Here is a 21,611-nt window from a genome sequence, read left to right as displayed (position 1 = left end):
CCGCAGCACAAGCTTCAGCCCAGGTCCGGGCCCTTCGACCGCAGATCGTCCACCTTGGACATCGCCTCGCGCAGCTCACCGAGCCATTCGTCGGCGTGCTGCCCGACCAGCCGGACGGCCCAGGCCAGCGCTTCGGACCGCGACCTGGCCACCCCGGAGTCGACCAGTGTGTCCAGCACCAGCCGCTCCGGCTGGCGCAGCCTGGTCATCACCGGCGCGGACAGCGTGGTGAACAGCTCCTTGCTGCCGCCGAGCTTGGCACCCCAGGCCACCTTGCGCTGGTAGCGGTGCTCGATCTGACGGGCGATCTCGATCCGGTCGTCCCTGGTCTCCTCGCGGAACCGGCTGATCCGGCCCGACTCCGCCGCGGCACGGGCCGCGTCGTCGGTCTGCTCCTCGGTCAGCGCCGGCAGCTCGCCCACGATCAGGATCTCTTCGCGGTCGATCACCACCTCCGGCGCACCGGTGAACCACTCGTCCGGGAGCCTGCCGCCGATCCAGGCGGGGGCGTCGTCCGCGGACGGCACCTCGCCCTGCTGCCAGCCGCCTCTGCCGCCGCGCCAGCCACCGCGTCCCATCTGACCCCTCCATTCGCAGTGCGTGAACATGCCCGCCTCCATCGACGATTACATGATTACGTCACTACAAACCCTACGCCGATCCGGTCGCCGGGGACGAGCGTTCGCCGCCAGCGGAACCGGCCCAACGTGACGTTTGGCCAATAGAACGAGCCAAACGTCACGTTGGGCTCTACTGAGCAAGGGCGGCGGAAAGCTCCTCAGCGGTGGTGACGGGGCGGTCGCAGACGTAGCCACGGCACACATACGCGGCCGCTTCACCGTCGACGAGCGGCCGGTCGGCGAGCAGCGGCACCCCGGCCGCGTCCGGCGCCCCGGCCAGCACCACCGCACCGCCGGGCACCTCGCGGGCGGCCAGCGACCACAGCCCGGTGCGCGCCTGCTCGTCCTGGCCGACCACGGCCACCTGCACCGGACCGTTCCGCAGGGCCTCGGCCACGGTCAGCCAGTGCCCGGCGAACCGCGGCACCCTGGTGGCCAGCGCACCGGCCCGCCGCACCGCCTGCTCGGCCTCGTCGCGGTACCGGGCCGCGCGCTCCGGCCCGGCCAGCGCCGAGGCGGCGAGCAGCGCACCGGCCAGCGCCGAAGCCCCGGACGGGCTGGCGTTGTCGCCGGGGTCGGCGGGCCGGGCCACCAGCACCTCGGCGTCGTCGGCGGTGTCGTGGAACGCCCCCGGCACGCCGTCCACCCTGAACCGCTCCAGCGCGGTGTCGAGCAGCGCAGTCGCCTCGTCCAGCCAGCGCGGCTCGCCAGTCGCCTGGTGCACCGCGAGCAGGCCGTCCGCCAGACACGCGTAGTCCTCCAGCACCCCGGCCGCCGAACCGACCACGCCGTCCCGCGAGCTGCGGCGCAGCCTGCCGTCCACCAGATGCGTCTCGACCATGAACCCGGCCGCCTGCTTGGCCGCGAGCACCCACCAGTCCCGGTCCATCGCCACCCCGGCCTCGGCCAGCGCGGCGATGGCAAGGCCGTTCCAGGCGGTGATCACCTTTTCGTCGCGGGCTGGCTGCGGCCGGTCGCCCCTGGCCTCCAGCAGGCCGACGCGCACCCGCTCGTAGCGTTCCCTGTCCTCCGATGGCCAGCGGGCGAGCCGCAAGGTCGAGGTGCCCGCCTCGAAGTTGCCCTGCTCGGTCACGGAGAACAGCTCGATCGCCCACTCGGCGTCCTCCGGTTCGAGCGCGCGACGGAGCTCGACCGGAGTCCACACGTAGGTCAGGCCCTCCACGCCTTCGGTGTCGGCGTCCAGCGACGCGCAGAAGGCGCCCGCACCGGTCAGCATGTGCCCGATCAGGAAGCCCCCGGTCCGGTCGGCCGTCCACGACGCGAACTCGGCACCGGTGCGCCGGGCAAGATGCGCATAGAACCGGAGCAGCAAAGCGTTGTCGTACAACATCTTCTCGAAGTGCGGCACGGCCCATTCGGCGTCCACCGAGTACCGCGAGAACCCGCCGGCGACGTGGTCGAAGAGCCCGCCGCGGCCCATCGCGTCCGCCGTCTTCTCCACAATGGACAGCGCTTCGGCGGAACCGGTCCGCTCGTGGTGGCGCAGCAGGAACTCCAGCACCATGGACGGCGGGAACTTCGGCGCGGCACCGAACCCGCCGTTCACCGCGTCCATCTCGGTGTGCAGCCGCGATACCGCGGCCGCCAGCGCCTCCTCGTCCACCGCCGTCTCCTGGAGCGGCCCGGTCTGCTTGGCCAGCTCGGCGACGATCCGCCCGGCGGCCTCGGTCAGCTCGTCGCGCCGCTCCCGCCACGCCTGGATCACCGCGTCCAGCAACGCCTCGAAGGAGGGCATGCCCGGCCGCGGGGACGGCGGGTAGTAGGTGCCGCAGTGGAACGGCTCGCCGTCCGGGGTGAGCAGGCAGGTCATCGGCCAGCCGCCCTGGCCGGTCATCGCCTGGGTGGCGGTCATGTAGACCGCGTCGATGTCCGGGCGCTCCTCGCGGTCCACCTTGATGTTCACGAAGTTGGTGTTCATGATCTCCGCGATCCGCGGGTCCTCGAACGACTCGTGCGCCATCACGTGGCACCAGTGGCAGGCCGCGTACCCGACGGAAAGCAGGATCGGCACGTCGCGCCGCTTGGCCTCGGCGAGCGCCGCCGGGCCCCACGGCCACCAGTCGACCGGGTTGTCCGCGTGCTGCAGCAGGTACGGGCTGGTCGCGTCGGCAAGTCGGTTGCGCATGCCACCAGGGTGGCACGGGAAAAGAACCTGTGCCCGGGATGTCCGTGCGGCAAACTGGGCGCCGTGCTACTGACGATCACCACCACCCACCAGCCCGCCACCGACCTCGGCTTCCTGCTGCACAAGCATCCGGAGAAAGCGCAGCGCTTCGAGCTCTCGGCCGGTACCGCGCACGTGTTCTACCCGCGTGCCGGCGAGGCGGAGTGCACGGCGGCGCTGCTGGTGGAGATCGACCCGATCGCCTTGGTGCGCAAGCGGAACGGCCAGCCCGACGGCCTCACCCAGTACGTCAACGACCGGCCCTACGCCGCCGGCTCGCAGCTCGCGGTCGCGTTGCGCGCGGTCTACAGCACCGCGATGACCGGCCGGTGCCAGCAGCGGCCGGAGCTGGCCGAGAGCGCGATCCCGTTGCGGATCCGGGTGCCGGCGCTGTCCGCGAGCGGCGGGCTCGACCTGACCAGGCGGCTGTTCGAACCGCTCGGCTGGCAGGTGTCCGGTACCCCGGCGCCGCTGGACCCGGAGTTCCCGGACTGGGGCGAGTCCCGCTACCTCGATCTCACCCTGACCGGCAAGTTGCGGCTCGCCGACGCGCTGCGCCAGCTCTACGTGCTGCTGCCCGCGCTGGACGGCGGAAAGCACTACTGGGTCAGCCAGGACGAGGCGGACAAGCTGCTGCGGGCCGGCGAAAACTGGCTGGCCGGGCACCCCGAACGCGAGCTGATCACCAGCCGGTACCTGGTGCACCGCAAGCCCTACATCGGCTACGCGCTGTCCAGACTGGCCGAGATCGACGGCCCGAACACTGCCGAGGTGGAGGATCCGCTCGCCGAGCCGAGGGTCACCGAGGCGCCGGAGCAGCCGCAGCCATTGGCCGTGCAGCGCCAGGGCAGCGTGCTGGCCGCACTGCGGGCGGCCGGCGCGCGGCGGGTGCTGGACCTCGGCTGCGGCGGTGGCGCGCTGTTGCGGGTGCTGATGGCCGAACCGTCCTTCACCGAGATCGTCGGGCTGGACGTGTCCACCCGCGCGCTGGACGCGGCCGAACGGCGGCTCAAGCTGGACCGGCTGCCGGAGCACGCCCGCGACCGGATCAGGCTGCGCCAGTCCGCGCTGACCTACGCCGACCCGTCGCTGGCCGGGTACGACGCGGCGGTGCTGATGGAGGTCATCGAACATCTGGAGCCGGAACGGCTGCCCGCGCTGGAGCACGCGGTGTTCGCCGTCGCACACCCTCGGACGGTCGTGGTCACCACGCCGAACTCGGAGTACAACGTACGTTTCGACGGCCTGCCGTCCGGCACCTTCCGGCACCACGACCACCGGTTCGAATGGACCCGCGCGCAGTTCCGCGACTGGGCGGCCGGGGTCGCGGACCGGCACGGCTACCAGGTGCGGTACCTGCCGGTCGGGGTGGACGATCCCGAAGTCGGCCCGCCGACCCAGCTCGCGGTTTTCGAGGTGAACGCATGATGAAACTTGGATCCAGCCGCGGCACCCAAGACGACCACGATGCGCGCACCGGCCGGCAGGCCCCGCTATCGGGGCGGCAGGGCGCCTACCTTGCCACCGTTTCGGGGCGACGAGAGTCGCGCCCTGTCGACACGATCGCGGATGCGCGTGGACTCGCGGAGATGAACGCATGAAACTGACCATTCCGGACATGTCACTGGTGGCGCTGGTCGGCGCCTCCGGTTCGGGCAAGTCCACCTTCGCCCGCAAGCACTTCGCGCCGACGCAGGTGCTCTCCAGCGACACCTTCCGCGGCCTGGTCTCGGACGACGAGAACGACCAGTCGGTCTCCGCGGAGGCCTTCGACGCGCTGCACTACGTCGCCGCGAAACGGCTCGCTGCCGGGCGGCTGACCGTGGTGGACGCGACGAACGTGCAGCGCGTCCCGCGCGGCGAGCTGATCCGGCTGGCGAAGGAGCACGACGTGCTGCCGACCGCGATCGTGCTGGACCTGCCCGAGCCGGTCTGCGTGGCCCGCAACGACGAGCGCCCGGACCGGGACTTCGGCGCGCACGTGATCCGCCGCCAGCGGGCGGACCTGCGGCGCTCGCTGAAATCGCTGCAGAAGGAGGGTTTCCGCCGGGTGCACGTGCTGCGCACCGAGCAGGAGGTGGCCGAGGCGGAGATCGTGGTGGAACCGCTGCTCAACGACCGCCGCGAGCTGACCGGGCCGTTCGACGTGATCGGGGACGTGCACGGCTGCCGCGAGGAGCTGGTGGAGCTGCTGACCGAGCTGGGCTACCGGATCTCGCCCGAGGGCACCGGTGCGCACCACCCCGACGGCCGGACCGCGCTGTTCGTCGGCGACCTGGTGGACCGCGGCCCGGACACCCCCGGCGTGCTGCGGCTGGTGATGGGCATGGCCGAGGCCGGGGACGCGCTGGTGGTGTGCGGCAACCACGAGCAGAAGCTGGTGCGCGCGCTGCGCGGGCGCAAGGTGCAGGTGACGCACGGGCTGGCCGAGTCGCTGGAACAGCTCGGCGCGCAGGACGAGGAGTTCCGCACCCGCGCGGAGGCCTTCTGCGACGGGCTGATCGCGCACTACGTGCTCGACGGCGGCGACCTGGTGGTCGCGCACGCCGGGCTGCCCCAGCGGTTCCACGGCCGGGCGTCGGGCAGGGTGCGCAGCGTCGCGCTGTACGGCGACACCACCGGCGAAACCGACGAGTACGGCCTGCCGGTGCGGCTGCCGTGGGCGCGGGACTACCGCGGCCGCGCGACTGTCCTCTATGGACACACGCCGACGCCGGATGCGGAGTGGGTCAACAACACGATGTGCCTGGACACCGGCTGCGTGTTCGGCGGCAAGCTGACCGCGTTGCGCTACCCGGAACGCGAAGTCGTCGCGGTGAAGGCCAAGAAGGTCTGGTACGAGCCGGTGAAGCCGCTGCTGCCGGACGCGGAGCTGCCGCCGGCGGCCACCGCCGGCCGCGAGCCCGCGGTGCTGGAGCTCGGCGACGTCACCGGCAAGCGGGTCGTGGAGACCAGGCAGCACGGCCGGGTCGGTGTCTCCGCGGAGCAGTCCGCGGCGGCGCTCGAGGTGATGAGCCGGTTCGCCACCGACCCGCGCTGGCTGCTCTACCTGCCGCCCACCATGGCGCCCAGCACGACGTCCACTGTGGACGGATACCTGGAGCACCCGGCGGAGGCGTTCGCGGAGTACCGCGCGGCCGGGGTGCAGTCCGTGCTGTGCGAGGAGAAGCACATGGGTTCGCGAGCAGTCGTGCTGGCCTGCCGGGACGATTCGGTGGCGCCGGCCAGGTTCGGCATCGCGGGCGCCGGCGCGGTCTACACCAGGACCGGGCGGCCGTTCTTCAGCGGCGATCGTGGTGATGAGCTGCTGGCCAGGGTGCGCGCCGCGGTCACCGAGGCCGGGCTGTGGGACGAGCTGGACACCGACTGGCTGCTGCTGGACGCCGAGCTGATGCCGTGGAGCCTCAAGGCGGGCGCGCTGATCGCCGACCAGTACGCGTCGGTCGGCGCGGCCGCGCAGGCCGTGCTACCGGTGGCGAGTGCCGAGCTGGCGGCGGCCGTCGCACGTGGCGTGGACGTCGGCGAGCTGCACGGGCGGATCAGCGCGCACGAGGCCGACGTGGCCGCCTACCGGGCCGCGTACCGCCGTTACTGCTGGCCGACCGACGGGCTCGACGGGGTGCGGCTGGCGCCGTTCCAGGTGCTCGCCTCGGCCGGGGCATCGCACCACGAGCGGCCGCACTCCTGGCACCTGGCGCTGGCAGGGCGGCTCACCGCCGCGGACCCGGAGCTGTTCGCGGCCACCGCGACGATGGCGGTGGACACCACCGACCAGGAGTCGGTGGACGCGGCGACCGCGTGGTGGCTGGACCTGACCTCCGCCGGTGGAGAAGGCATGGTGGTCAAGCCGGCGGCGAACCTGACCAGGGGTGCGCGCGGGCTGGCTCAGCCGGGAGTGAAGGTGCGCGGGCGGGAGTACCTGCGGATCATCTACGGTCCCGGCTACACCACGCCGGAGCAGCTCGACCGGCTGCGGCAGCGCAACCTCGGCCGCAAGCGCATGCTCGCCCTGCGGGAGTACGCGCTCGGCCTGGAGGCGTTGCAGCGGGTCGCCCGCGGCGAGCCCCTTTGGCGAGTGCACGAATGCGTTTTCGCCGTGCTCGCTCTGGAGTCCGACCCGGTCGACCCGAGGTTGTAGCGCGGCAAATAGCCGGCTTTTCGCCCTTTCATGCCGGGACGTTCGGGAAGGTGAGCTATGGGTACCTGGGACCTGGCGCGGCTGCCGGGGCTGGACGGGGAGCTGTGCACGAGCGAGGCCGAACTCGCACTGGCGAGCCAGGACTGGGGCGGGCTGATCCGAGTCCGGCCGGCCGCGGTGGTGCGGGCCGGCTCGGTCGCGGACATCTCGGCGGTGCTCGGTTTCGCCGCCGCGCACGGCGTGCCGGTGGCCGCGCGCGGGGCCGGGCACTCCCCATTCGGCCAGTGCCAGGCCGAAGGCGGCATCGTGCTGGACCTGACCGACCTGCACGCGGTGCACCGGATCACCGACCGGGAGGTCACCGTGGCCGCGGGTGCCACCTGGCAGCAGGTACTGGCCGCGACCCTGCCGCGGCACTCGACCCCACCGGTGCTGACCGACTACCTCGAGCTGACCGTGGGCGGCACGCTGGTGGTCGGCGGGATCGGCGGGGCGAGCCACCACCACGGCACGCAGACCGACACGGTGACCGCGCTGCAGGTGGTCACCGGCACCGGCGAGGTGCTGAGCTGCTCACCGGAGCAGCACCGGGACCTGTTCGACGCGGCGCGCTCCGGGCTCGGGCAGTGCGGGGTGATCACCCGCGCCACCGTGCGGCTGCTGCCCGCCGAGCGGCGGGCGCGCCGGTGGAAGCTGTACTACCACTCGCTGCACGAGTACCTCGCCGACCAGCGGACGGTGGTGCGGGACGGCCGGTTCGACTACCTGGAGGGCCAGCTCATCCCAGATCCGGAGACGGGGACCTGGCGCTATCTGCTGGAGGCGGTCAGCTACTACTCGCCGCCGGCCGCGCCGGACGAACGCTCGCTGCTCGGCGGGCTGAGCTACGACCCGGCCGCGATCGAAGCGGAGGACGTCGCCTACCTGGAGTTCCTGGACCGGATGGCGGACGGCGAGGCCGCGCTGCGCGCCGAGGGCAGCTGGTTCCACCCGCATCCGTGGCTGAACGTGTTCCTGCCCGACCACGCGGTCCGCACCTTCGTGACCGGGTCGCTCGCCGAGATCGGCCCCGCCGAGCTGGGCGGCTCCGGGCTGGTGATGCTCTATCCGGTGCGCGCCGAGCGGCTGCGCACCCCGCTGCTGCGGGTGCCGCCGGGCGAGCTGGTCTGGCTGTACGCGGTACTGCGCACCGGGCGGCCGTTCGATCCGGTGGGCAACGCGCGGCTGATCGAGCTGAACACCGCGCTGCACCGGCGCGCCGCGGCGGTCGGCGGACTGGCCTATCCCGCCAACGCCGTGCCGATGACCGGCGCGGACTGGCGGGCGCACTTCGGCGCCGAATGGGACCGGCTCTCCGACGCCAAACGCCGCTACGACCCGCGCGGCATCCTGGCGCCCGGCCAACGGGTGTTCTAGGCGGATTCGCCCTTGGCCGGGGTGGCAGCCTTGCCTGCCTCGGCCTTCACCGCGGACTCCTCTTCGCCGGGCTCGTCTTCCGGCGCTTCGTCCGAAGACCCGGCAGCGTCGACGGCGTCGTTTTTGGCCGGCGGCTCGTCGAAGCTGGCCGGCAGCCGCTTGAGGTGCTTGGTCATCGACCGGACCAGCAGCGCGACCGCGATCAGGAAGAGGATCAGGATCAGCAGCCCGACCGGCGAGGACTTGCCGAAGTCCTCGCCCTGCCCGCCGTTGTCACCGCTACCCGGCTGCTGTGCCAGCACGGTAGCGATGGTGCCGACCGGCGCCACAGCGACCGCCGGCAACGCGAAACTCATGTGCCCACCTTCTCCCGGACTCCTGCGAACAAATCGTCCTCCGGGACCGTGCTGTCCACAAGTGACCGCACCAGCTCGTACTCCTCGGTCGGCCACGCCTCCCGCTGCAGGTGCAGCGGAACCGCGAACCACCTGCTGTTCGGGTCGATCTGCGTGGCGTGCGCCTTGAGCGCCTCGTCCCGGACCTCGAAGTATTCACTGCACTCGATCCGGGTGGTGACCCGCTCCATCACATCGGCGCGGTCGGGGTCCCACTTCGACAGCCACTCGTCGTACGGGGACTCGAGGCCGGCCTCGGTCAGCACCCGGTGGAAGGCCTCCAGCTTGGCCCTGGAGAACCCGTGCATGTAGTAGAGCTTCAGCGGCTGCCACGGCTCGCCGGCGTCCGGGAACCGGTCCGGCTCGGCCGCCGCGTCGAACGCGGCCATCGAGACCTCGTGCGTGCGGATGTGGTCCGGGTGCGGGTAGCCGCCGTTCTCGTCGTAGGTCAGCACCACGTGCGGGCGGAACTCGCGGATGGCCTTGACCAGCGCCTCGGTCGACTCGTCCAGCGGGACCACCGCGAACGAGCCCTCCGGCACCGGCGGCAGCGGGTCGCCCTCCGGCAGGCCGGAGTCGATGAAGCCGAGCCAGCGGTGCCGCACCCCGAGGATCTTCGCCGCGCGGGCCATTTCCTCGCGCCGGACCTCGGTCATGTTGGCCAGTACCTCGGGCCGGTCCATCGCCGGGTTCAGCACGCTGCCCGCCTCGCCACCGGTGCAGGTGACGACCATGACCTCGTGCCCATCGGCGACGTACCTGGCCATCGTGGCCGCGCCCTTGCTCGACTCGTCGTCGGGATGCGCGTGCACGGCCATCAGCCGCAGTCCCGTCCCCTGGCCGTCAGATCCCGTCATGCCCGACACGATCCCTTCCTTCACCGTTGCTTGCCCCCACCGTGCCGCGCGGTCGCGCGCGCACGCATACTCGGTACTGAAACGCTCCGCACATTGTCTCCATTCCCCCGACAGGACCGATCGGAGGCCCGGGTTTGCGCACCGGACAGGCCGGCACCGCCGGCGCCGGCACCAGGCCGCCGCTGCCGGAGGGCCGCTACGGGTCGGCCGGGCACGGCCAAGCCGCCAGGGAGAACCGGCCACGCGGCAAGGCGCGGCGCTGGGTGTTCGGCGTGATCGCGGTAGTGGTCAGCTCGGCGGCCGCGCTGCTGCTGTACCAGAACCTCGGCTCGGTGCCGATCGAGGCGCAGCGGCTGGGGTTCGAGGAGCAGCCGGGCAACTCGATGTCCATCACCATCGACGTGACGAGGGACGAGCCGGACCGGCCGGGGGTCTGCGTGGTCCGGGTCCGTGACATCTCCGGCGCGGAGAGTGGCCGCCGGGAGATCTTCGTCCCACCCGGGGCGGGCAGCACGGTGTTGACCGCCGTGGTCAGGAGCGGCACCCGGCCCGTGACCGCGGACATATTTGGGTGCTCTTACGACGTACCACAATACTTGTCAACCCCATAGCGGCCAACGGGGTGAAGACAGCGCTCAATGCCCGGAATGCGATAATCTGAGCGGCGACGAGACCTCCCATCGTGTTATCCTGATCTACCGGCACGGCCCCAGGCGGGCCGTGTTTTTCCTTTATCTCAGTCGCGTGGGCACGCCATGTCCGCGCGGCCGCCGGCTTGTATACCCAAGCCCGGCAGGACCCACGAGGAGATGGTGGCCGTGAGCGACACCCAGGTGACCTGGCTGACTCAGGATGCCTACGACAGGCTCAAGCACGAGCTCGACGAAGCAATCGAGAATCGTCCGGTCATCGCAGCGAAGATCAATGCCAGCCGGGAAGAGGGCGACCTCAAGGAAAACGGTGGCTACCACGCGGCCCGCGAAGAGCAGGGCCAGGCGGAAGCCCGGATCCGGCACCTGCAGGAACTGCTCCGCGCGGCCAAGGTCGGCGAAGCACCTGCCAACGACGGTCTCGCTGAACCGGGCAAGGTTCTCACCGTGCGCTACGAAGGCGATGACGCGGACGAGAAGTTCCTGCTCGCCACCCGCGAAGAGGGCGCCGAAGGCGACCTGGACGTCTACTCCCCCGAGTCGCCGCTTGGCAAGGCCCTGCTGGGCGCCAAGGAAGGTGAGACCCGGGAGTACGAGCTGCCCAACGGCAGCAAGCAGAAGGTCAAGCTCGTGAAGGCCGTGCCCTACGCCGGCTGACGCGATATATCGGACCACGGACACGCCCGGCCGCTTTCCGGCCGGGCGTGTCCGCATTCCGACCGCGGGTCTTCCACCGGCCAGGTGCCGCGAATATCGTCATCCCCTAATATTGCGATTAGACAATACTGGGAGGTATCACGATGAGCACCGAACCTATGTGTGTGGCCTGCGGCATGCAGTACGCCGCCCCGCGCCCGGACTGCCCCATCTGCGAGGACGAGCGTCAGTACATTCCCGCCGCCGGGCAGCGGTGGACCGATCTGGACACCCTGCGCGCCGGTGACTACACCCCGCGGATCGAGGAGCAGGGCGAGCGGATCATCGGCGTCGGCAGCAACCCCGGCGTCGCGATCGGCCAGCGGGCACTGCTGGTCAAGGCCGATTCCGGCAACTTCCTCTGGGACTGCGCGGCCTACCTGGACGACCAGCTGGTGGCCGAGGTCAAGGAGCACGGCGGCATCACCGGCATCGCGATCAGCCATCCGCACTACTACACCACGATGGTCGAGTGGAGCCGCGCCTTCGACGCGCCGATCCACCTGCACGAGAACGACCAGCAGTGGATCGGCAGGCCGGATCCGGCGATCCAGCTGTGGAGCGGCACCACCAAGCGGCTCGCGGACGACCTGACCCTGATCAACCTCGGCGTGCACTTCGCCGGCGGCACCGTGCTGCACTGGCGCGACGGCGAGCAGGGCAAGGGCGCACTGCTCAGCGGCGACATCGCGCAGGTGATCCCGGACCGGAAGTTCGTCGGGTTCATGTACAGCTACCCGAACCTCATCCCGGAGCGCCCGGAGATCGTGCGGCGCGCGGCGGAACTGCTGGAGCCCTACCGGTTCGACGCGATCTACGGCGCGTGGTGGGACGCGATCATCCGCACCGACGGGCACGCGGTCATCCAGCGCTCCGCCCAGCGCTACCTCAAGCAGGTGCTCTGACGTCGTGAGTGAAAAGTGTTGTCCCAACAACACTTTTCACTCACGAGCCGTGCGCTCCAGAAGCGGGCGTACTCGTGGCGGCACAGGGGTGGACAGCGCGATCGACGTGGAGGTGCGCTGCACGTCCGGCACGCCGACCACCTCGTCGATCACCCGCTGCAGATCCGCGTTGGACCGCGCCACCATGCGCACGAACAGGTCGCCCTGGCCGGTGGTGGCGTGCACCTCGCACACCTCGTCGATGGCGGCCAGCGCCTGCGCGACCCCGGCGCGTTTGCCCTGGGCGATCTCCAGCACCGCGAAGGCGGTCAGCCCGTAGCCCATCTCGGCCAGGTCCACCTCCGGCGGGAAGCCGCCGAGCACGCCCTTCGCGGTCAGCCGGTCCAGCCGGGCCTGCACGGTGCCGCGGGCGACGCCGAGCCTGCGCGCGCACTCCAATACGCCAAGTCGCGGCGAATCCGTGAGCAGCAGCAGTAATCTGGCGTCGAGCGCGTCGAGCGCGTCTTCGGACACGGGGGTTCCTCCTGCACAGATTGTCCAGCCTGACCGGGCTGTTGCCGAACCTGCTGGGCAGATTGTCCAGCAAATCTAGCAACTATTGCGCATCTTGACTTGCCAGTGGATTCTCCGGAGTACCGCTCACCACCACGAACGAGGGAGGCAGCATGACGCAGACCATCGATCCCAAGGACGCGTCCGCCCCGCTTGACGACGTCAGCTACGACCAACTGCGCCAGCTCGTCGGCCTGGTAGACCACGACTCCTCGACCGACCCGTTCCCGGTGAAGTCGATGGACGCCGTGGTGTTCATCGCCGGTAACGCCACCCAGACCGCCTGGTTCTACCAGGTCGCCTTCGGCATGCGGCTGGTCGCCTACTCCGGGCCGGAGACCGGGGACTTCGACCGCAAGTCCTTCGTGCTCAAGTCCGGCTCGGCGCGGTTCGTGATCACCGGCGGGGTGCGGCCGGATTCGGAACTGCTGGACCACCACCGTCGGCACGGCGACGGCGTGATCGACCTCGCGCTGGAAGTGTCCGATGTGGACAAGTGTGTCCAGCACGCGCGGGAGCAGGGCGCCACCGTGCTGGAGGAGCCGCACGACGTCTCCGACGAGCACGGCACGGTGCGCCGGGCGGCCATCGCGACCTACGGCGAAACCCGCCACTCGCTGGTCGACCGGTCCCGCTACACCGGGCCGTACCTGCCCGGCTACCAGGCCAAGGAGAGCACCGTCCGACGGCCGGAAGGCGCGCCGAAGCGGCTGTTCCAGGCGGTCGACCACTGCGTCGGCAACGTGGAGCTAGGCAAGATGGACTACTGGGTGGACTGGTACCACCGGGTGATGGGCTTCGTGAACATGGCGGAGTTCGTCGGCGACGACATCGCCACCGACTACTCGGCGCTGATGAGCAAGGTGGTCTCCAACGGCAACCACCGGGTCAAGTTCCCGCTCAACGAGCCGGCCGTGGCGAAGAAGAAGTCGCAGATCGACGAGTACCTGGAGTTCTACGGCGGCGCCGGCTGCCAGCACATCGCGCTGGCCACCAACGACATCATCGCCACGGTGACCGCGATGCGCGCGGCCGGTGTCGAGTTCCTGGACACCCCGGACTCCTACTACGACGACCCCGCGCTGCGCGCCAGGATCGGCGAGGTCCGGGTGCCGATCGAGGTGCTGAAGGAGCACCGGATCCTGGTCGACCGGGACGAGGACGGCTACCTGCTGCAGATCTTCACCAAGCCGATCGGCGACCGCCCGACGGTGTTCTACGAGCTGATCGAGCGACACGGCTCGCTGGGCTTCGGCAAGGGCAACTTCAAGGCCCTCTTCCAGGCCATCGAACGCGAACAAGAACGCCGCGGCAACCTCTAGCCCCCTGACTGACCGCACGCAGCGAAGGCCACCTTGCCTGCGTTGAACGCAGGCAAGGTGGCCTTCGCTGCATCCAGGGCGGCTAGACCACGGTGAAGCCGGCGAGGTGGAGTTCGCGGGCCACTTCTTCGCAGTGCTCCGGGCCGCGGGTCTCCAGGTTCAGCGCGACCTCGACCTCACCGAGTTCCAGCGTGCCGGAGATGCGCGAGTGCTCCACGTCGATCACGTTCGCGCCCAGCTCGCTGACCCTGGACAGCACCGCCACCAGCGATCCCGGCCGGTCCGGCACCCGCAGCCGCAGCTTGAGGTACCGCCCGCCCGCCTTCATGCCGTGCTGGATGATCTGCAGCAGCAACAGCGGGTCCACGTTCCCGCCGGAGAGGATCGCGACGACCGGCGGCTCGAAGGCACCCGGATGTTCGAGCAACGCGGCAACCGCCGCCGCACCGGCGGGCTCCACCACCAGCTTGCGCCGCTCCAGGCAGAGCAGCACCGCACGGGAAAGCGACTCTTCGCTCACCGTGACCACGTCGTCCACCAGCGAGGAGACGTGCGCGAAGCTGACCGGCCCCGGCTGGCCGACCGCGATCCCGTCCGCCATCGTGTGCACCTCGCCGAGCCGCACCGGAGCACCGGCCGCCAGCGAGGGCGGGTAGGCGGCGGCCAGCTCGGCCTGCACGCCGATCACCTTCGCACTGGGCCGCAGCGCCTTGATCGCGGACCCCACCCCACCGGCGAGGCCACCGCCGCCGGTGGCCACCAGCACGGTCGCCAGCTCGGGCACCTGGTCCAGCAGCTCCAGCCCGACGGTGCCCTGGCCGGCGATGATGTCCGGGTGGTCGAACGGGTGGATGAACACCGCCCCTGTCCGCTCACCGAACGCGATCGCCTCCGCCAGCGACTCGTCCACCAGCTCGCCGTGCAGATGCACGTCGGCGCCGTAGCCCCTGGTCGCGGCCAGTTTCGGCAGCGGCGCGCGGGTCGGCATGAACACAGTGGACTTGATGCCGAGCAGGGACGCCGCCAGCGCCACCCCCTGCGCGTGGTTGCCCGCGCTGGCCGCGACCACCCCGCGTGCCCGTTCCTCGTCGGTCAGCCCGTGGATCCGGGTGTACGCGCCCCGGATCTTGAAGGAGCCGGTGCGCTGGAGGTTCTCGCACTTGAGATGCACCGCCCCGTCGTGCAGCCGCCGGAGGTCACGGGCATGTTCCATCGGGGTCCGCCGGACCACGCCCTTGAGCAGTCGTTGTGCCTGAAGGATCCGCTCCACGCTCACGAGTGTCATGAAAGGCGATGATGCCAGCCGACTTCGGACTGACGGGCATACCACTCGTCCGCGTCGGATCCCGGCGCCCGCCGCGGCCAGGTACCCTGGGTCAGGTCACCGTCGGCGAACCGGGAGTAACCATGCCACGAAGCAGCGAATCGGGCCTCGCCCGTGGTCTTCGCGGCAGCCGATCGGCCGGCCTGCTGCCGCTGGTGGCGGGAATAGCGTCCGCGGTGGCGCTGACCGGCGCCGCGTTCTACACGGTGGAACAGGCGACCTGCGGCGACCCCGGCGAGTACATCCGGCACGACGACCACGTCGAGCTGATCGGCGGCTGCGTCAAGGGCGCCGAACTGCCCCCGGCACCCAAGCCGGGCGGCCCGATCGGCGCCGTCGAACACAACAACTACCAGCCCTAGCCGAACCGGCCCAACGTGACGTTTGGCCAGTAGAAGACACCGAACGTCACATTGGGCTCGTACGCGGGCTCAGCCGAGGGCTGTGCGGAGATCGTGCACCAGGTCGCGGCCGTCCTCGATGCCGACGGAGAGCCGAAGCAGCTCGGCGGGCACCTGCAGGGTCGAACCCGCGACGCTCGCGTGCGTCATCCGGCCGGGGTGCTCGATCAGCGACTCGATCCCGCCGAGCGACTCGGCCAGGATGAACAGCTCGGTGCGCGCGGCCACGTCCAGTGCGGCCTGCTCCCCGTCGGCGTGCGTGAACGAGACCATGCCGCCGAACCGGCGCATCTGCTTGGCCGCCACCTCGTGGCCGGGGTGCTCGGCGAGGCCCGGGTAGTACACGCGGTCCACCTTTGGGTGGGCGAGCAGCGCGTCCGCCACGAACTCCGCGTTGTCGCAGTGCCGCTCCATCCGCACCGCCAGCGTCTTGATGCCGCGCAGGGTCAGCCAGGCGTCGAACGGCCCCGGCACCGCGCCGGCCGCGTTGCGGATGAAGAACAACTGCTCGCGCAGCTCGTCCTCATTGGTCAGCACCGCACCACCGACCACATCGGAGTGTCCGCCGAGGTACTTGGTGGTGGAGTGCAGCACGATGTCCGCGCCGAGGGACAGCGGGGTCTGCAGGTACGGGGTGGCGAAGGTGTTGTCCACCACCAGCCGGGCGCCCGCGCTGTGCGCCACCCCGGCCAGTGCCGGGATGTCCGCGATGCCGAGCAGCGGGTTGGTCGGCGACTCGCACCAGATCAGCTTGGTCTCCGGGCGGATCGCCGCCCTGACCTCGTCCACTTTGGACAGATCGGCGACGGTGTACTCGAGCCCCCACTGGGTGAGCACCTTGTCGATCAGCCGGAAGGTGCCGCCGTACGCGTCGTTGCCGAGCACCAGGTGGTCACCGGGGCGGACCACGCTGCGCAGCACCGCGTCGGAGGCCGCCATGCCGGAGGCGTAGGCCAGCCCGTGCCGGGCACCCTCCAAAGCGGCCAGTGCCTGCTCCAGCGCGGTGCGGGTGGGATTCGCGGTGCGCGAGTACTCGTAGTCGCCTTCGCGGGTCCCGCCGACTCCGTCCTGGGCATAGGTGGAGGTCTGGTAGATCGGCACGATGACCGCGCCGGTACGCGGGTCCGGTGCCTGTCCGGCGTGGATCGCGCGCGTCTCGAAACCGAACCTGGAGGCGTCGTCAACCATGGCGTCCAGCCTACGACCAGCCTGGTGGACTCCCGGCAGGTGGGAGCGGCTCGGGCGGCGAGACCCAGCGCTTGGTGGACGGAACCGCGGCCAGCACCAGTGTCGCGATGGCGGGCAGGCTCATCACGAACAGCGCAACGCCGACCGCGACCCCGACCGTCACGAAGCTGACGTAGAACGCGCCGGACACGGCCAGCACCAGCGCGAGCAGGTAGAGGCCGATCGCCAGCCCTGCACCGATCATGGTGAGCAGCCTGCCAGCCGGCTTCCGCAGGAACAGCATGATCCCGCCGGTGAGCAGCAGCACGGCCAGCAGCAGGTTGACGATCAGCGTGACCAGCACGCGGACCAGCAGGACGGACGAGTCCGCGAGCCCGACGATGCTGCCGACCAACCCGAGCAGGTGCCAGATCCCGCCGAGCACGGCGAGCACGCCCGCGGTGATCGCGGTGCCACCACTGGCCTGCACCGGCGGCAGCGGCTGCTGCGGGTAGCCCGGATACGGCTGACCTGGATATGGCTGCTGCCCCGGATACTGCTGCTGGGCCGGATATTGCGGAGCCGGGTACTGCGGGGCGGGGTACTGCGGCGCCGGGTATTGCGGAGGCTGGCCAGGCTGTTGCGGTTCGTACCCACCCGGGTACTGCTGGTAGCTCATGGTTCCCAACTCTGTGTCGGTCGGCCCGGTGTCCGGTAGTCCGGCGGCGCGGTGTCTCCCCGCTGCCGCAGGTACCTGAAGGTGGGCGGAAGGATGGCCAGAAAGAACACCACCGGGCTCAGCACGGTACCCACCAGCAGCAGGTAACCGTCCACACCGGCCTCGAGCCGGAACACCAGCTCGAAGAAGTTCCGGTAGTCGCCGCCGTGGATCAGGGCGGGCTCCAGCAGCACCGCGGCCGCACCGAGCACCGCGCCCGCGATAAGCAGGACCGCACCGGCGACCGCGCGGAAGAACACCGCCAGCGCCCCGATCAGCAGCAGAACCGCGGCGAGCAGGTAGAGCGCCAGCACGGTGATGATCTCACCGGGCAGCTCGCTGAACCCGAACTCGATGAACCGGCGGCCGGGCAGGTAGCCGAGGGCACCGGCCAGCACCAGGCCGAGCAGTCCGGCCAGGATCGCGGAAACCGGGCTGGGCCGCCGTGTCCGGGCCGGGGAGCCGTCAGCTGGATTCGTCACGACTCCCCCATCCGGTGACCGCGGGACTTTTCGGCGCTCACCCTAGCCCCGGCCACCGCCCCTCGACATGGTTTTGGTCAAGCTGTGACCGGTGCGTTCACCACTGCCTCGGCGGCCCGTGCACCGGCACCGGCCGGGTCCTCGCGTAGGCCATCGTGGACGGCAGGATCGCGAAGATCGCAGCGAACAGGGCGAAGACGGTGGCACCGATCAGGCACAGCGCCGCGGTCGTGCCGGCGCTGAACAGGCCGTCGAAGTACACGCCGAAGTCCGCGCCGACGAGCAGCGGTTCCAGCGGCAGGAAGAGCACAACCAGTGCGCCTGCACCGAAAATGAGCCACGGGCCGAGCGGTTTCCTGGTCAGCGCCAGTATCGCGCCCGCCATGACCGCCATGCTGCACAGGCCGCGCACCACGAGCACCACCCAGCCACCGGCGCCAAGCCCGAGACCGCGGTCCTTGACCAGCGAGACACCGAACGTGGCGATCACGTCGCCGACGTAGATCCACAGCAGCAGCGCGACCAGCCCGGCGCAGCTCGCGGCGACCACGGTGCTCGTCCTGCTCGGCGCCGGTGCCGGCGGGCCGCCGAACGGAACCCCGCCGCCATATCCGGGCGGCGGCCCGTATCCCGGCGGCGGGCCCTGCGGATAGCCCTGCTGCGGAACGTTCTGCTGCGGGTAACCCTGCTGCGGGTACCCACCCGGCGGGTAGCCGCCGGGTCCCTGCGGTGGATAACTCATCACGCCCCCGAATCCGCTCGTCGCCTGCCAGGGAGGCTAGCGCTGTCCCGGCCGAAAAAGGTGCCCCCGGCCAGCTGGCCGAGGGCACCTTTTCACCAGAACTCAGTAATTCACCACTGCTGCGGCGGCTGGCCGTAGCCACCGGGCTGCCCCGGCTGCTGGCCGGGCTGACCGAAACCGCCGGGCTGGCCCTGCGGCGGCTGGCCGAAACCACCAGGCTGCTGGCCGGGCTGACCGAAGCCACCGGGCTGGCCCGGCTGCGGGAACCCGCCGCTGGACGGATTCGGACCGCCAGGCTGGCCGAAACCGCCAGGCTGACCGGGCTGTCCCGGCGGCGGGAACCCACCGCTCGGCGGGCCGTACTGCTGCGGAGGCTGACCGGGCTGGCCGAAGCCACCCGGCGGCGGCGGTCCGCCGAACCCACCAGGTCCACCGGGACCGCCGGGGCCGAAGCCCTGCGGGCCGCCGGGACCACCAGGACCACCCGAAAGTCCGACGAAATGGCGGGTCTGCGGGAAGAAGCCCAGCGCGCCGAGACCGAGCAGCAGCACACCGGCGATCAGGTCGAACACCAACCGGAACACGAACTCGTAGTTCGCACCGAGCAGGATGCTGAACAGCAGCAGCAGGAAGCCGGCGCCGAGCAGCACGAAGTGCGCGAACTTCTGCTTGAGGAAGATCAGCACGCCACCGGCGAGGGCGGCTACCGAACCCACGGTCAGCATCGCGAAGTAGAAGACGACGTCGCCGGGCATGCTGACCTTGTCGCGGCACGCGTCGGCACTGTCGCCCGGCAGGCGGCCGCAGTACTGCTCGATGTCCGCCGAGCTGGGCGAGGAGTCCAGCCACAGCGTGATGGTCAGTACCGCGCCGAGCAGGCCGAGCACGATCGCCGCGATGGCGCCGACCATGGCGAGCGAGGACTTGCCGCCGGCGGCGGGTGGGCCGCCGAAGCCAGGAGGCGGTCCACCGAAGCCCGGCGGGGGACCACCAGGTCCACCGGGTCCGCCGGGGCCACCGAAGCCGGGAGGCGGGGGCGGGCCGCCGAAGCCGCCGGGCTGGCCCTGCTGCGGGTCGAACCCGCCGGGCTGGCCGAAGCCGCCGGGCTGCCCCGGCTGACCGAACTGGCCCGGCTGGCCGAAGCCACCCTGCTGCGGGTTCATCGCGGCCGGGTTGTCCGCCGCGCTGGGCGGCGGGGCGTAGGGGATCGACGGCGGCGGCTGCGAGCCTGGCGGCACCAGCTGGGTCGATTCGGCCCCGCCTTCAGCACCGCCCTGCACCGGGTTCACCACCTGGGTGGCGCCGGCGTCGCCGGGCTGCGCCGGCTGCACGACCTGAGTCGGCTCCGGGGTGTCACCGAACTGCTCGCCCTGCGGCGGCTGCTGCGGCTGGCCCGGCTGCACGACCTGGGTCGGCTCCGGGGAGCCGAACGGGTTGTCTTGCTGCGGCTGGGGTCCACTCGGTGGGCCCTGCGGTGGCTGGCCGCCACCCCACGGCTGGTTCGGTGGCTGCGGAGCACTCATGTGGGTCTTGAACCCCCTAGACGAGGACCTGACTTCTTAACTCGGGCACACGCTATCGGATGGCAGGTAGGGGTGCTCGTAACGCCCCGGCCCTGCCACCCGATAGAAACTTTCCGGACCAGCTGCGGTAAGCATCCGAACCGCAGGTCAGCGGCCCGCCAGGAAGCCAAGCAGGTCGTGCCTGGTGACCACACCGGCCGGTTTGCCGTCCACCAGCACCAGCGCGCCGTCCGCGCCGGAGAGCGCCTTCATCGCGGATCCGACCTGCTCACCGGCACCGATGGTGGGCAGCGGCGGCGACATGTGCCGGTCCAGCCGGTCGGCGAGGCCCGCCTTGCCGGTGAACAGGGCTTCCAGCAGGTCGCGTTCGTTCACCGCGCCGACCACCTCGGCCGCCATCACCGGCGGCTCGGCGCTGACCACCGGCATCTGGCTGACTCCGAACTCGCTCAGGATCGCCACCGCCTCGGCCACCGTCTCGTTCGGGTGGGTGTGCACCAGCTCCGGCAGGCCAGCGGCCTTGAGGTGCAGCACGTCGCCCACGGTGGCGCCGGAGGAGTCCGGCGGCAGGAACCCGTAGGAGGACATCCACTGGTCGTTGAACACCTTGGTCAGGTAGCCGCGCCCGCCGTCCGGCAGCAGCACCACGATCACGTCCTCAGGGCCGCCGCGTTCGGCCAGCCGCAGCGCCGCGGCCACCGCCATCCCGCAGGAACCGCCGACCAGCAGCCCCTCCTCCAGCGCGAGCCGCCGGGTGATGTCGAAGGAGTGCGCGTCGGAGATCGGGATGATCTCGTCGGCGACACCGCGGTCGTAGGTCTCCGGCCAGAAGTCCTCGCCGACCCCCTCGACCAGGTATGGGCGACCGCTGCCGCCGGAGTACACCGAGCCTTCGGGGTCCGCGCCGACGATCTGGACGCGGCCGTCGGAGACCTCCTTGAGGTATCGGCCGGTGCCGGAGATGGTGCCGCCGGTGCCGACGCCCGCGACGAAGTGGGTGATCCGGCCGTCGGTCTGCCGCCAGATCTCGGGGCCGGTGGTGTGGTAGTGGCTGGCCGGGTTCTCCGGGTTCGCGTACTGGTTCGGCTTCCACGCGCCGTCGATCTCGCGGACCAGCCGGTCGGACACGTTGTAGTACGAGTCCGGGTGCTCCGGCGGCACCGCGGTCGGGCAGACCACCACCCGCGCGCCATAGGCCTTGAGCACGTTCCGCTTGTCCTCGCTGACCTTGTCCGGGCAGACGAAGACGCACTTGTAGCCCTTGCGCTGGGCGACCATGGCCAGCCCGACGCCGGTGTTGCCGGAGGTCGGCTCGACGATCGTGCCGCCGGGGCGCAGTTCGCCCGACCGCTCGGCGGCTTCGACCATGCGAAGCGCGATGCGGTCCTTGACGCTGCCGCCGGGGTTGACGTACTCGACCTTCGCCAGCACCAGCGGCTGGAGCCCCTCGGCCAACGAGTTCAGCTTGACCAACGGGGTGTTGCCCACCAGGTCAACTACATGCTCGACATATTCCAC

20 protein-coding genes are annotated in these 21,611 nt (G+C 70.8%); 8 read left to right on the top strand and 12 right to left on the bottom strand.

Going from position 1 to position 21,611, the window contains the following annotated elements; translation table 11 throughout:
* Window positions 1–14 precede the first annotated feature (14 nt).
* The gene (locus tag AMYNI_RS0122955; protein WP_020670399.1) at window positions 15–578 is read right to left on the bottom strand and encodes a hypothetical protein; all 564 of its coding nucleotides are present in this window, start codon (window positions 576–578) and stop codon (window positions 15–17) included.
* Between the two features lie 172 nt (window positions 579–750).
* Window positions 751–2,766, bottom strand: a complete 2,016-nt coding sequence (locus AMYNI_RS0122950) for a thioredoxin domain-containing protein (RefSeq protein ID WP_020670398.1) — start codon at window positions 2,764–2,766, stop codon at window positions 751–753.
* 63 nt (window positions 2,767–2,829) lie between these two features.
* Here AMYNI_RS0122950 and AMYNI_RS0122945 point away from each other — a divergent pair, with 63 nt between their 5' ends.
* From AMYNI_RS0122945 to AMYNI_RS0122935, 3 genes are all read left to right on the top strand, one after another.
* A complete protein-coding gene (locus tag AMYNI_RS0122945; RefSeq protein WP_020670397.1) occupies window positions 2,830–4,233 on the top strand; it encodes a 3' terminal RNA ribose 2'-O-methyltransferase Hen1 in 1,404 nt (467 codons plus the stop codon).
* Between the two features lie 169 nt (window positions 4,234–4,402).
* Complete coding sequence (locus AMYNI_RS0122940; protein WP_020670396.1) at window positions 4,403–6,943, top strand: polynucleotide kinase-phosphatase; 2,541 nt, start codon at window positions 4,403–4,405, stop codon at window positions 6,941–6,943.
* A gap of 57 nt (window positions 6,944–7,000) precedes the next feature.
* Entirely contained in the window at window positions 7,001–8,359 is a 1,359-nt protein-coding gene (locus AMYNI_RS0122935) for an FAD-binding protein (protein WP_020670395.1), read from the top strand.
* On the opposite strand, the gene AMYNI_RS0122930 is transcribed toward AMYNI_RS0122935, so the two are convergent.
* Window positions 8,356–8,715, bottom strand: coding sequence for a hypothetical protein (locus AMYNI_RS0122930; RefSeq protein WP_020670394.1), 360 nt, complete (start codon window positions 8,713–8,715; stop codon window positions 8,356–8,358). The two genes, AMYNI_RS0122935 and AMYNI_RS0122930, sit on opposite strands and share 4 nt — an antisense overlap.
* Window positions 8,712–9,611 carry a mycothiol conjugate amidase Mca gene (mca, locus tag AMYNI_RS0122925; RefSeq protein ID WP_026360809.1) on the bottom strand — a complete coding sequence of 300 codons (900 nt, stop codon included), beginning with the start codon at window positions 9,609–9,611 and terminating at the stop codon, window positions 8,712–8,714. The genes AMYNI_RS0122930 and mca overlap by 4 nt, the downstream gene beginning before the upstream one ends.
* 134 nt (window positions 9,612–9,745) lie before the next feature.
* Here mca and AMYNI_RS0122920 point away from each other — a divergent pair, with 134 nt between their 5' ends.
* The 3 genes from AMYNI_RS0122920 (at window position 9,746) to AMYNI_RS0122910 (ending at window position 11,862) form a co-directional block, all read left to right on the top strand.
* Window positions 9,746–10,222 carry a DUF4307 domain-containing protein gene (locus AMYNI_RS0122920; protein WP_020670392.1) on the top strand — a complete coding sequence of 159 codons (477 nt, stop codon included), beginning with the start codon at window positions 9,746–9,748 and terminating at the stop codon, window positions 10,220–10,222.
* 198 nt (window positions 10,223–10,420) lie between these two features.
* Window positions 10,421–10,918 (top strand): transcription elongation factor GreA, encoded by a 498-nt coding sequence (gene greA, locus AMYNI_RS0122915; RefSeq protein WP_020670391.1) that lies wholly within the window; start codon window positions 10,421–10,423, stop codon window positions 10,916–10,918.
* Between the two features lie 143 nt (window positions 10,919–11,061).
* A complete protein-coding gene (locus AMYNI_RS0122910; protein WP_026360808.1) occupies window positions 11,062–11,862 on the top strand; it encodes an MBL fold metallo-hydrolase in 801 nt (266 codons plus the stop codon).
* A 36-nt stretch (window positions 11,863–11,898) separates the two neighbouring features.
* Here AMYNI_RS0122910 and AMYNI_RS0122905 read toward each other — a convergent pair whose 3' ends face one another.
* On the bottom strand, window positions 11,899–12,375 hold the full coding sequence (locus AMYNI_RS0122905) for an Lrp/AsnC family transcriptional regulator (RefSeq protein ID WP_020670389.1): 477 nt from the start codon (window positions 12,373–12,375) through the stop codon (window positions 11,899–11,901).
* 152 nt (window positions 12,376–12,527) lie between these two features.
* On the opposite strand from AMYNI_RS0122905, the gene hppD reads away from it, so the two are divergent.
* A complete protein-coding gene (gene hppD / locus AMYNI_RS0122900) occupies window positions 12,528–13,736 on the top strand; it encodes a 4-hydroxyphenylpyruvate dioxygenase (protein WP_020670388.1) in 1,209 nt (402 codons plus the stop codon).
* A gap of 82 nt (window positions 13,737–13,818) precedes the next feature.
* Here the strand turns inward: hppD and ilvA are convergent, their stop codons facing one another.
* Window positions 13,819–15,021: a threonine ammonia-lyase gene (gene ilvA, locus AMYNI_RS0122895; RefSeq protein ID WP_026360807.1), complete on the bottom strand. Its 1,203-nt coding sequence runs from the start codon at window positions 15,019–15,021 to the stop codon at window positions 13,819–13,821.
* A 122-nt stretch (window positions 15,022–15,143) separates the two neighbouring features.
* Between ilvA and AMYNI_RS0122890 the strand changes: the two genes are divergently transcribed.
* On the top strand, window positions 15,144–15,422 hold the full coding sequence (locus AMYNI_RS0122890) for a hypothetical protein (protein WP_026360806.1): 279 nt from the start codon (window positions 15,144–15,146) through the stop codon (window positions 15,420–15,422).
* Between the two features lie 69 nt (window positions 15,423–15,491).
* Here AMYNI_RS0122890 and AMYNI_RS0122885 read toward each other — a convergent pair whose 3' ends face one another.
* From AMYNI_RS0122885 to AMYNI_RS0122860, 6 genes are all read right to left on the bottom strand, one after another.
* Entirely contained in the window at window positions 15,492–16,649 is a 1,158-nt protein-coding gene (locus AMYNI_RS0122885; protein WP_020670385.1) for a cystathionine gamma-synthase, read from the bottom strand.
* A gap of 10 nt (window positions 16,650–16,659) precedes the next feature.
* Window positions 16,660–17,307: a hypothetical protein gene (locus AMYNI_RS49805; protein ID WP_020670384.1), complete on the bottom strand. Its 648-nt coding sequence runs from the start codon at window positions 17,305–17,307 to the stop codon at window positions 16,660–16,662.
* Complete coding sequence (locus AMYNI_RS45190) at window positions 17,304–17,828, bottom strand: hypothetical protein (protein ID WP_020670383.1); 525 nt, start codon at window positions 17,826–17,828, stop codon at window positions 17,304–17,306. Before AMYNI_RS45190 ends, AMYNI_RS49805 begins: the two co-directional genes overlap by 4 nt.
* 97 nt (window positions 17,829–17,925) lie before the next feature.
* Window positions 17,926–18,570 carry a hypothetical protein gene (locus AMYNI_RS49800; RefSeq protein WP_020670382.1) on the bottom strand — a complete coding sequence of 215 codons (645 nt, stop codon included), beginning with the start codon at window positions 18,568–18,570 and terminating at the stop codon, window positions 17,926–17,928.
* Window positions 18,571–18,680: 110 nt separating this feature from the next.
* Window positions 18,681–20,093 (bottom strand): hypothetical protein, encoded by a 1,413-nt coding sequence (locus tag AMYNI_RS0122865; RefSeq protein WP_051116353.1) that lies wholly within the window; start codon window positions 20,091–20,093, stop codon window positions 18,681–18,683.
* A gap of 147 nt (window positions 20,094–20,240) precedes the next feature.
* Window positions 20,241–21,611: a cystathionine beta-synthase gene (locus tag AMYNI_RS0122860; RefSeq protein WP_020670380.1), complete on the bottom strand. Its 1,371-nt coding sequence runs from the start codon at window positions 21,609–21,611 to the stop codon at window positions 20,241–20,243.

It is taken from the genome of Amycolatopsis nigrescens CSC17Ta-90 (assembly GCF_000384315.1).
Taxonomy (GTDB): domain Bacteria; phylum Actinomycetota; class Actinomycetes; order Mycobacteriales; family Pseudonocardiaceae; genus Amycolatopsis; species Amycolatopsis nigrescens.
The sequence above is the reverse complement of the archived record's forward strand: the minus strand, read 5'-3'. Positions and strand labels throughout refer to the sequence as shown.

Coding starts and splice junctions, on each gene's coding strand:
- AMYNI_RS0122955 (WP_020670399.1), bottom strand. CDS start 578: ATGGGACGCGGTGGCTGGCGCGGCGGCAGAGGCGGCTGGCAGCAGGGC.
- AMYNI_RS0122950 (WP_020670398.1), bottom strand. CDS start 2,766: ATGCGCAACCGACTTGCCGACGCGACCAGCCCGTACCTGCTGCAGCAC.
- AMYNI_RS0122940 (WP_020670396.1), top strand. CDS start 4,403: ATGAAACTGACCATTCCGGACATGTCACTGGTGGCGCTGGTCGGCGCC.
- AMYNI_RS0122935 (WP_020670395.1), top strand. CDS start 7,001: ATGGGTACCTGGGACCTGGCGCGGCTGCCGGGGCTGGACGGGGAGCTG.
- AMYNI_RS0122930 (WP_020670394.1), bottom strand. CDS start 8,715: ATGAGTTTCGCGTTGCCGGCGGTCGCTGTGGCGCCGGTCGGCACCATC.
- mca (WP_026360809.1), bottom strand. CDS start 9,611: ATGACGGGATCTGACGGCCAGGGGACGGGACTGCGGCTGATGGCCGTG.
- greA (WP_020670391.1), top strand. CDS start 10,421: ATGGTGGCCGTGAGCGACACCCAGGTGACCTGGCTGACTCAGGATGCC.
- AMYNI_RS0122910 (WP_026360808.1), top strand. CDS start 11,062: ATGAGCACCGAACCTATGTGTGTGGCCTGCGGCATGCAGTACGCCGCC.
- hppD (WP_020670388.1), top strand. CDS start 12,528: ATGACGCAGACCATCGATCCCAAGGACGCGTCCGCCCCGCTTGACGAC.
- ilvA (WP_026360807.1), bottom strand. CDS start 15,021: ATGACACTCGTGAGCGTGGAGCGGATCCTTCAGGCACAACGACTGCTC.
- AMYNI_RS0122890 (WP_026360806.1), top strand. CDS start 15,144: ATGCCACGAAGCAGCGAATCGGGCCTCGCCCGTGGTCTTCGCGGCAGC.
- AMYNI_RS0122885 (WP_020670385.1), bottom strand. CDS start 16,649: ATGGTTGACGACGCCTCCAGGTTCGGTTTCGAGACGCGCGCGATCCAC.
- AMYNI_RS49805 (WP_020670384.1), bottom strand. CDS start 17,307: ATGAGCTACCAGCAGTACCCGGGTGGGTACGAACCGCAACAGCCTGGC.
- AMYNI_RS49800 (WP_020670382.1), bottom strand. CDS start 18,570: ATGAGTTATCCACCGCAGGGACCCGGCGGCTACCCGCCGGGTGGGTAC.
- AMYNI_RS0122865 (WP_051116353.1), bottom strand. CDS start 20,093: ATGAGTGCTCCGCAGCCACCGAACCAGCCGTGGGGTGGCGGCCAGCCA.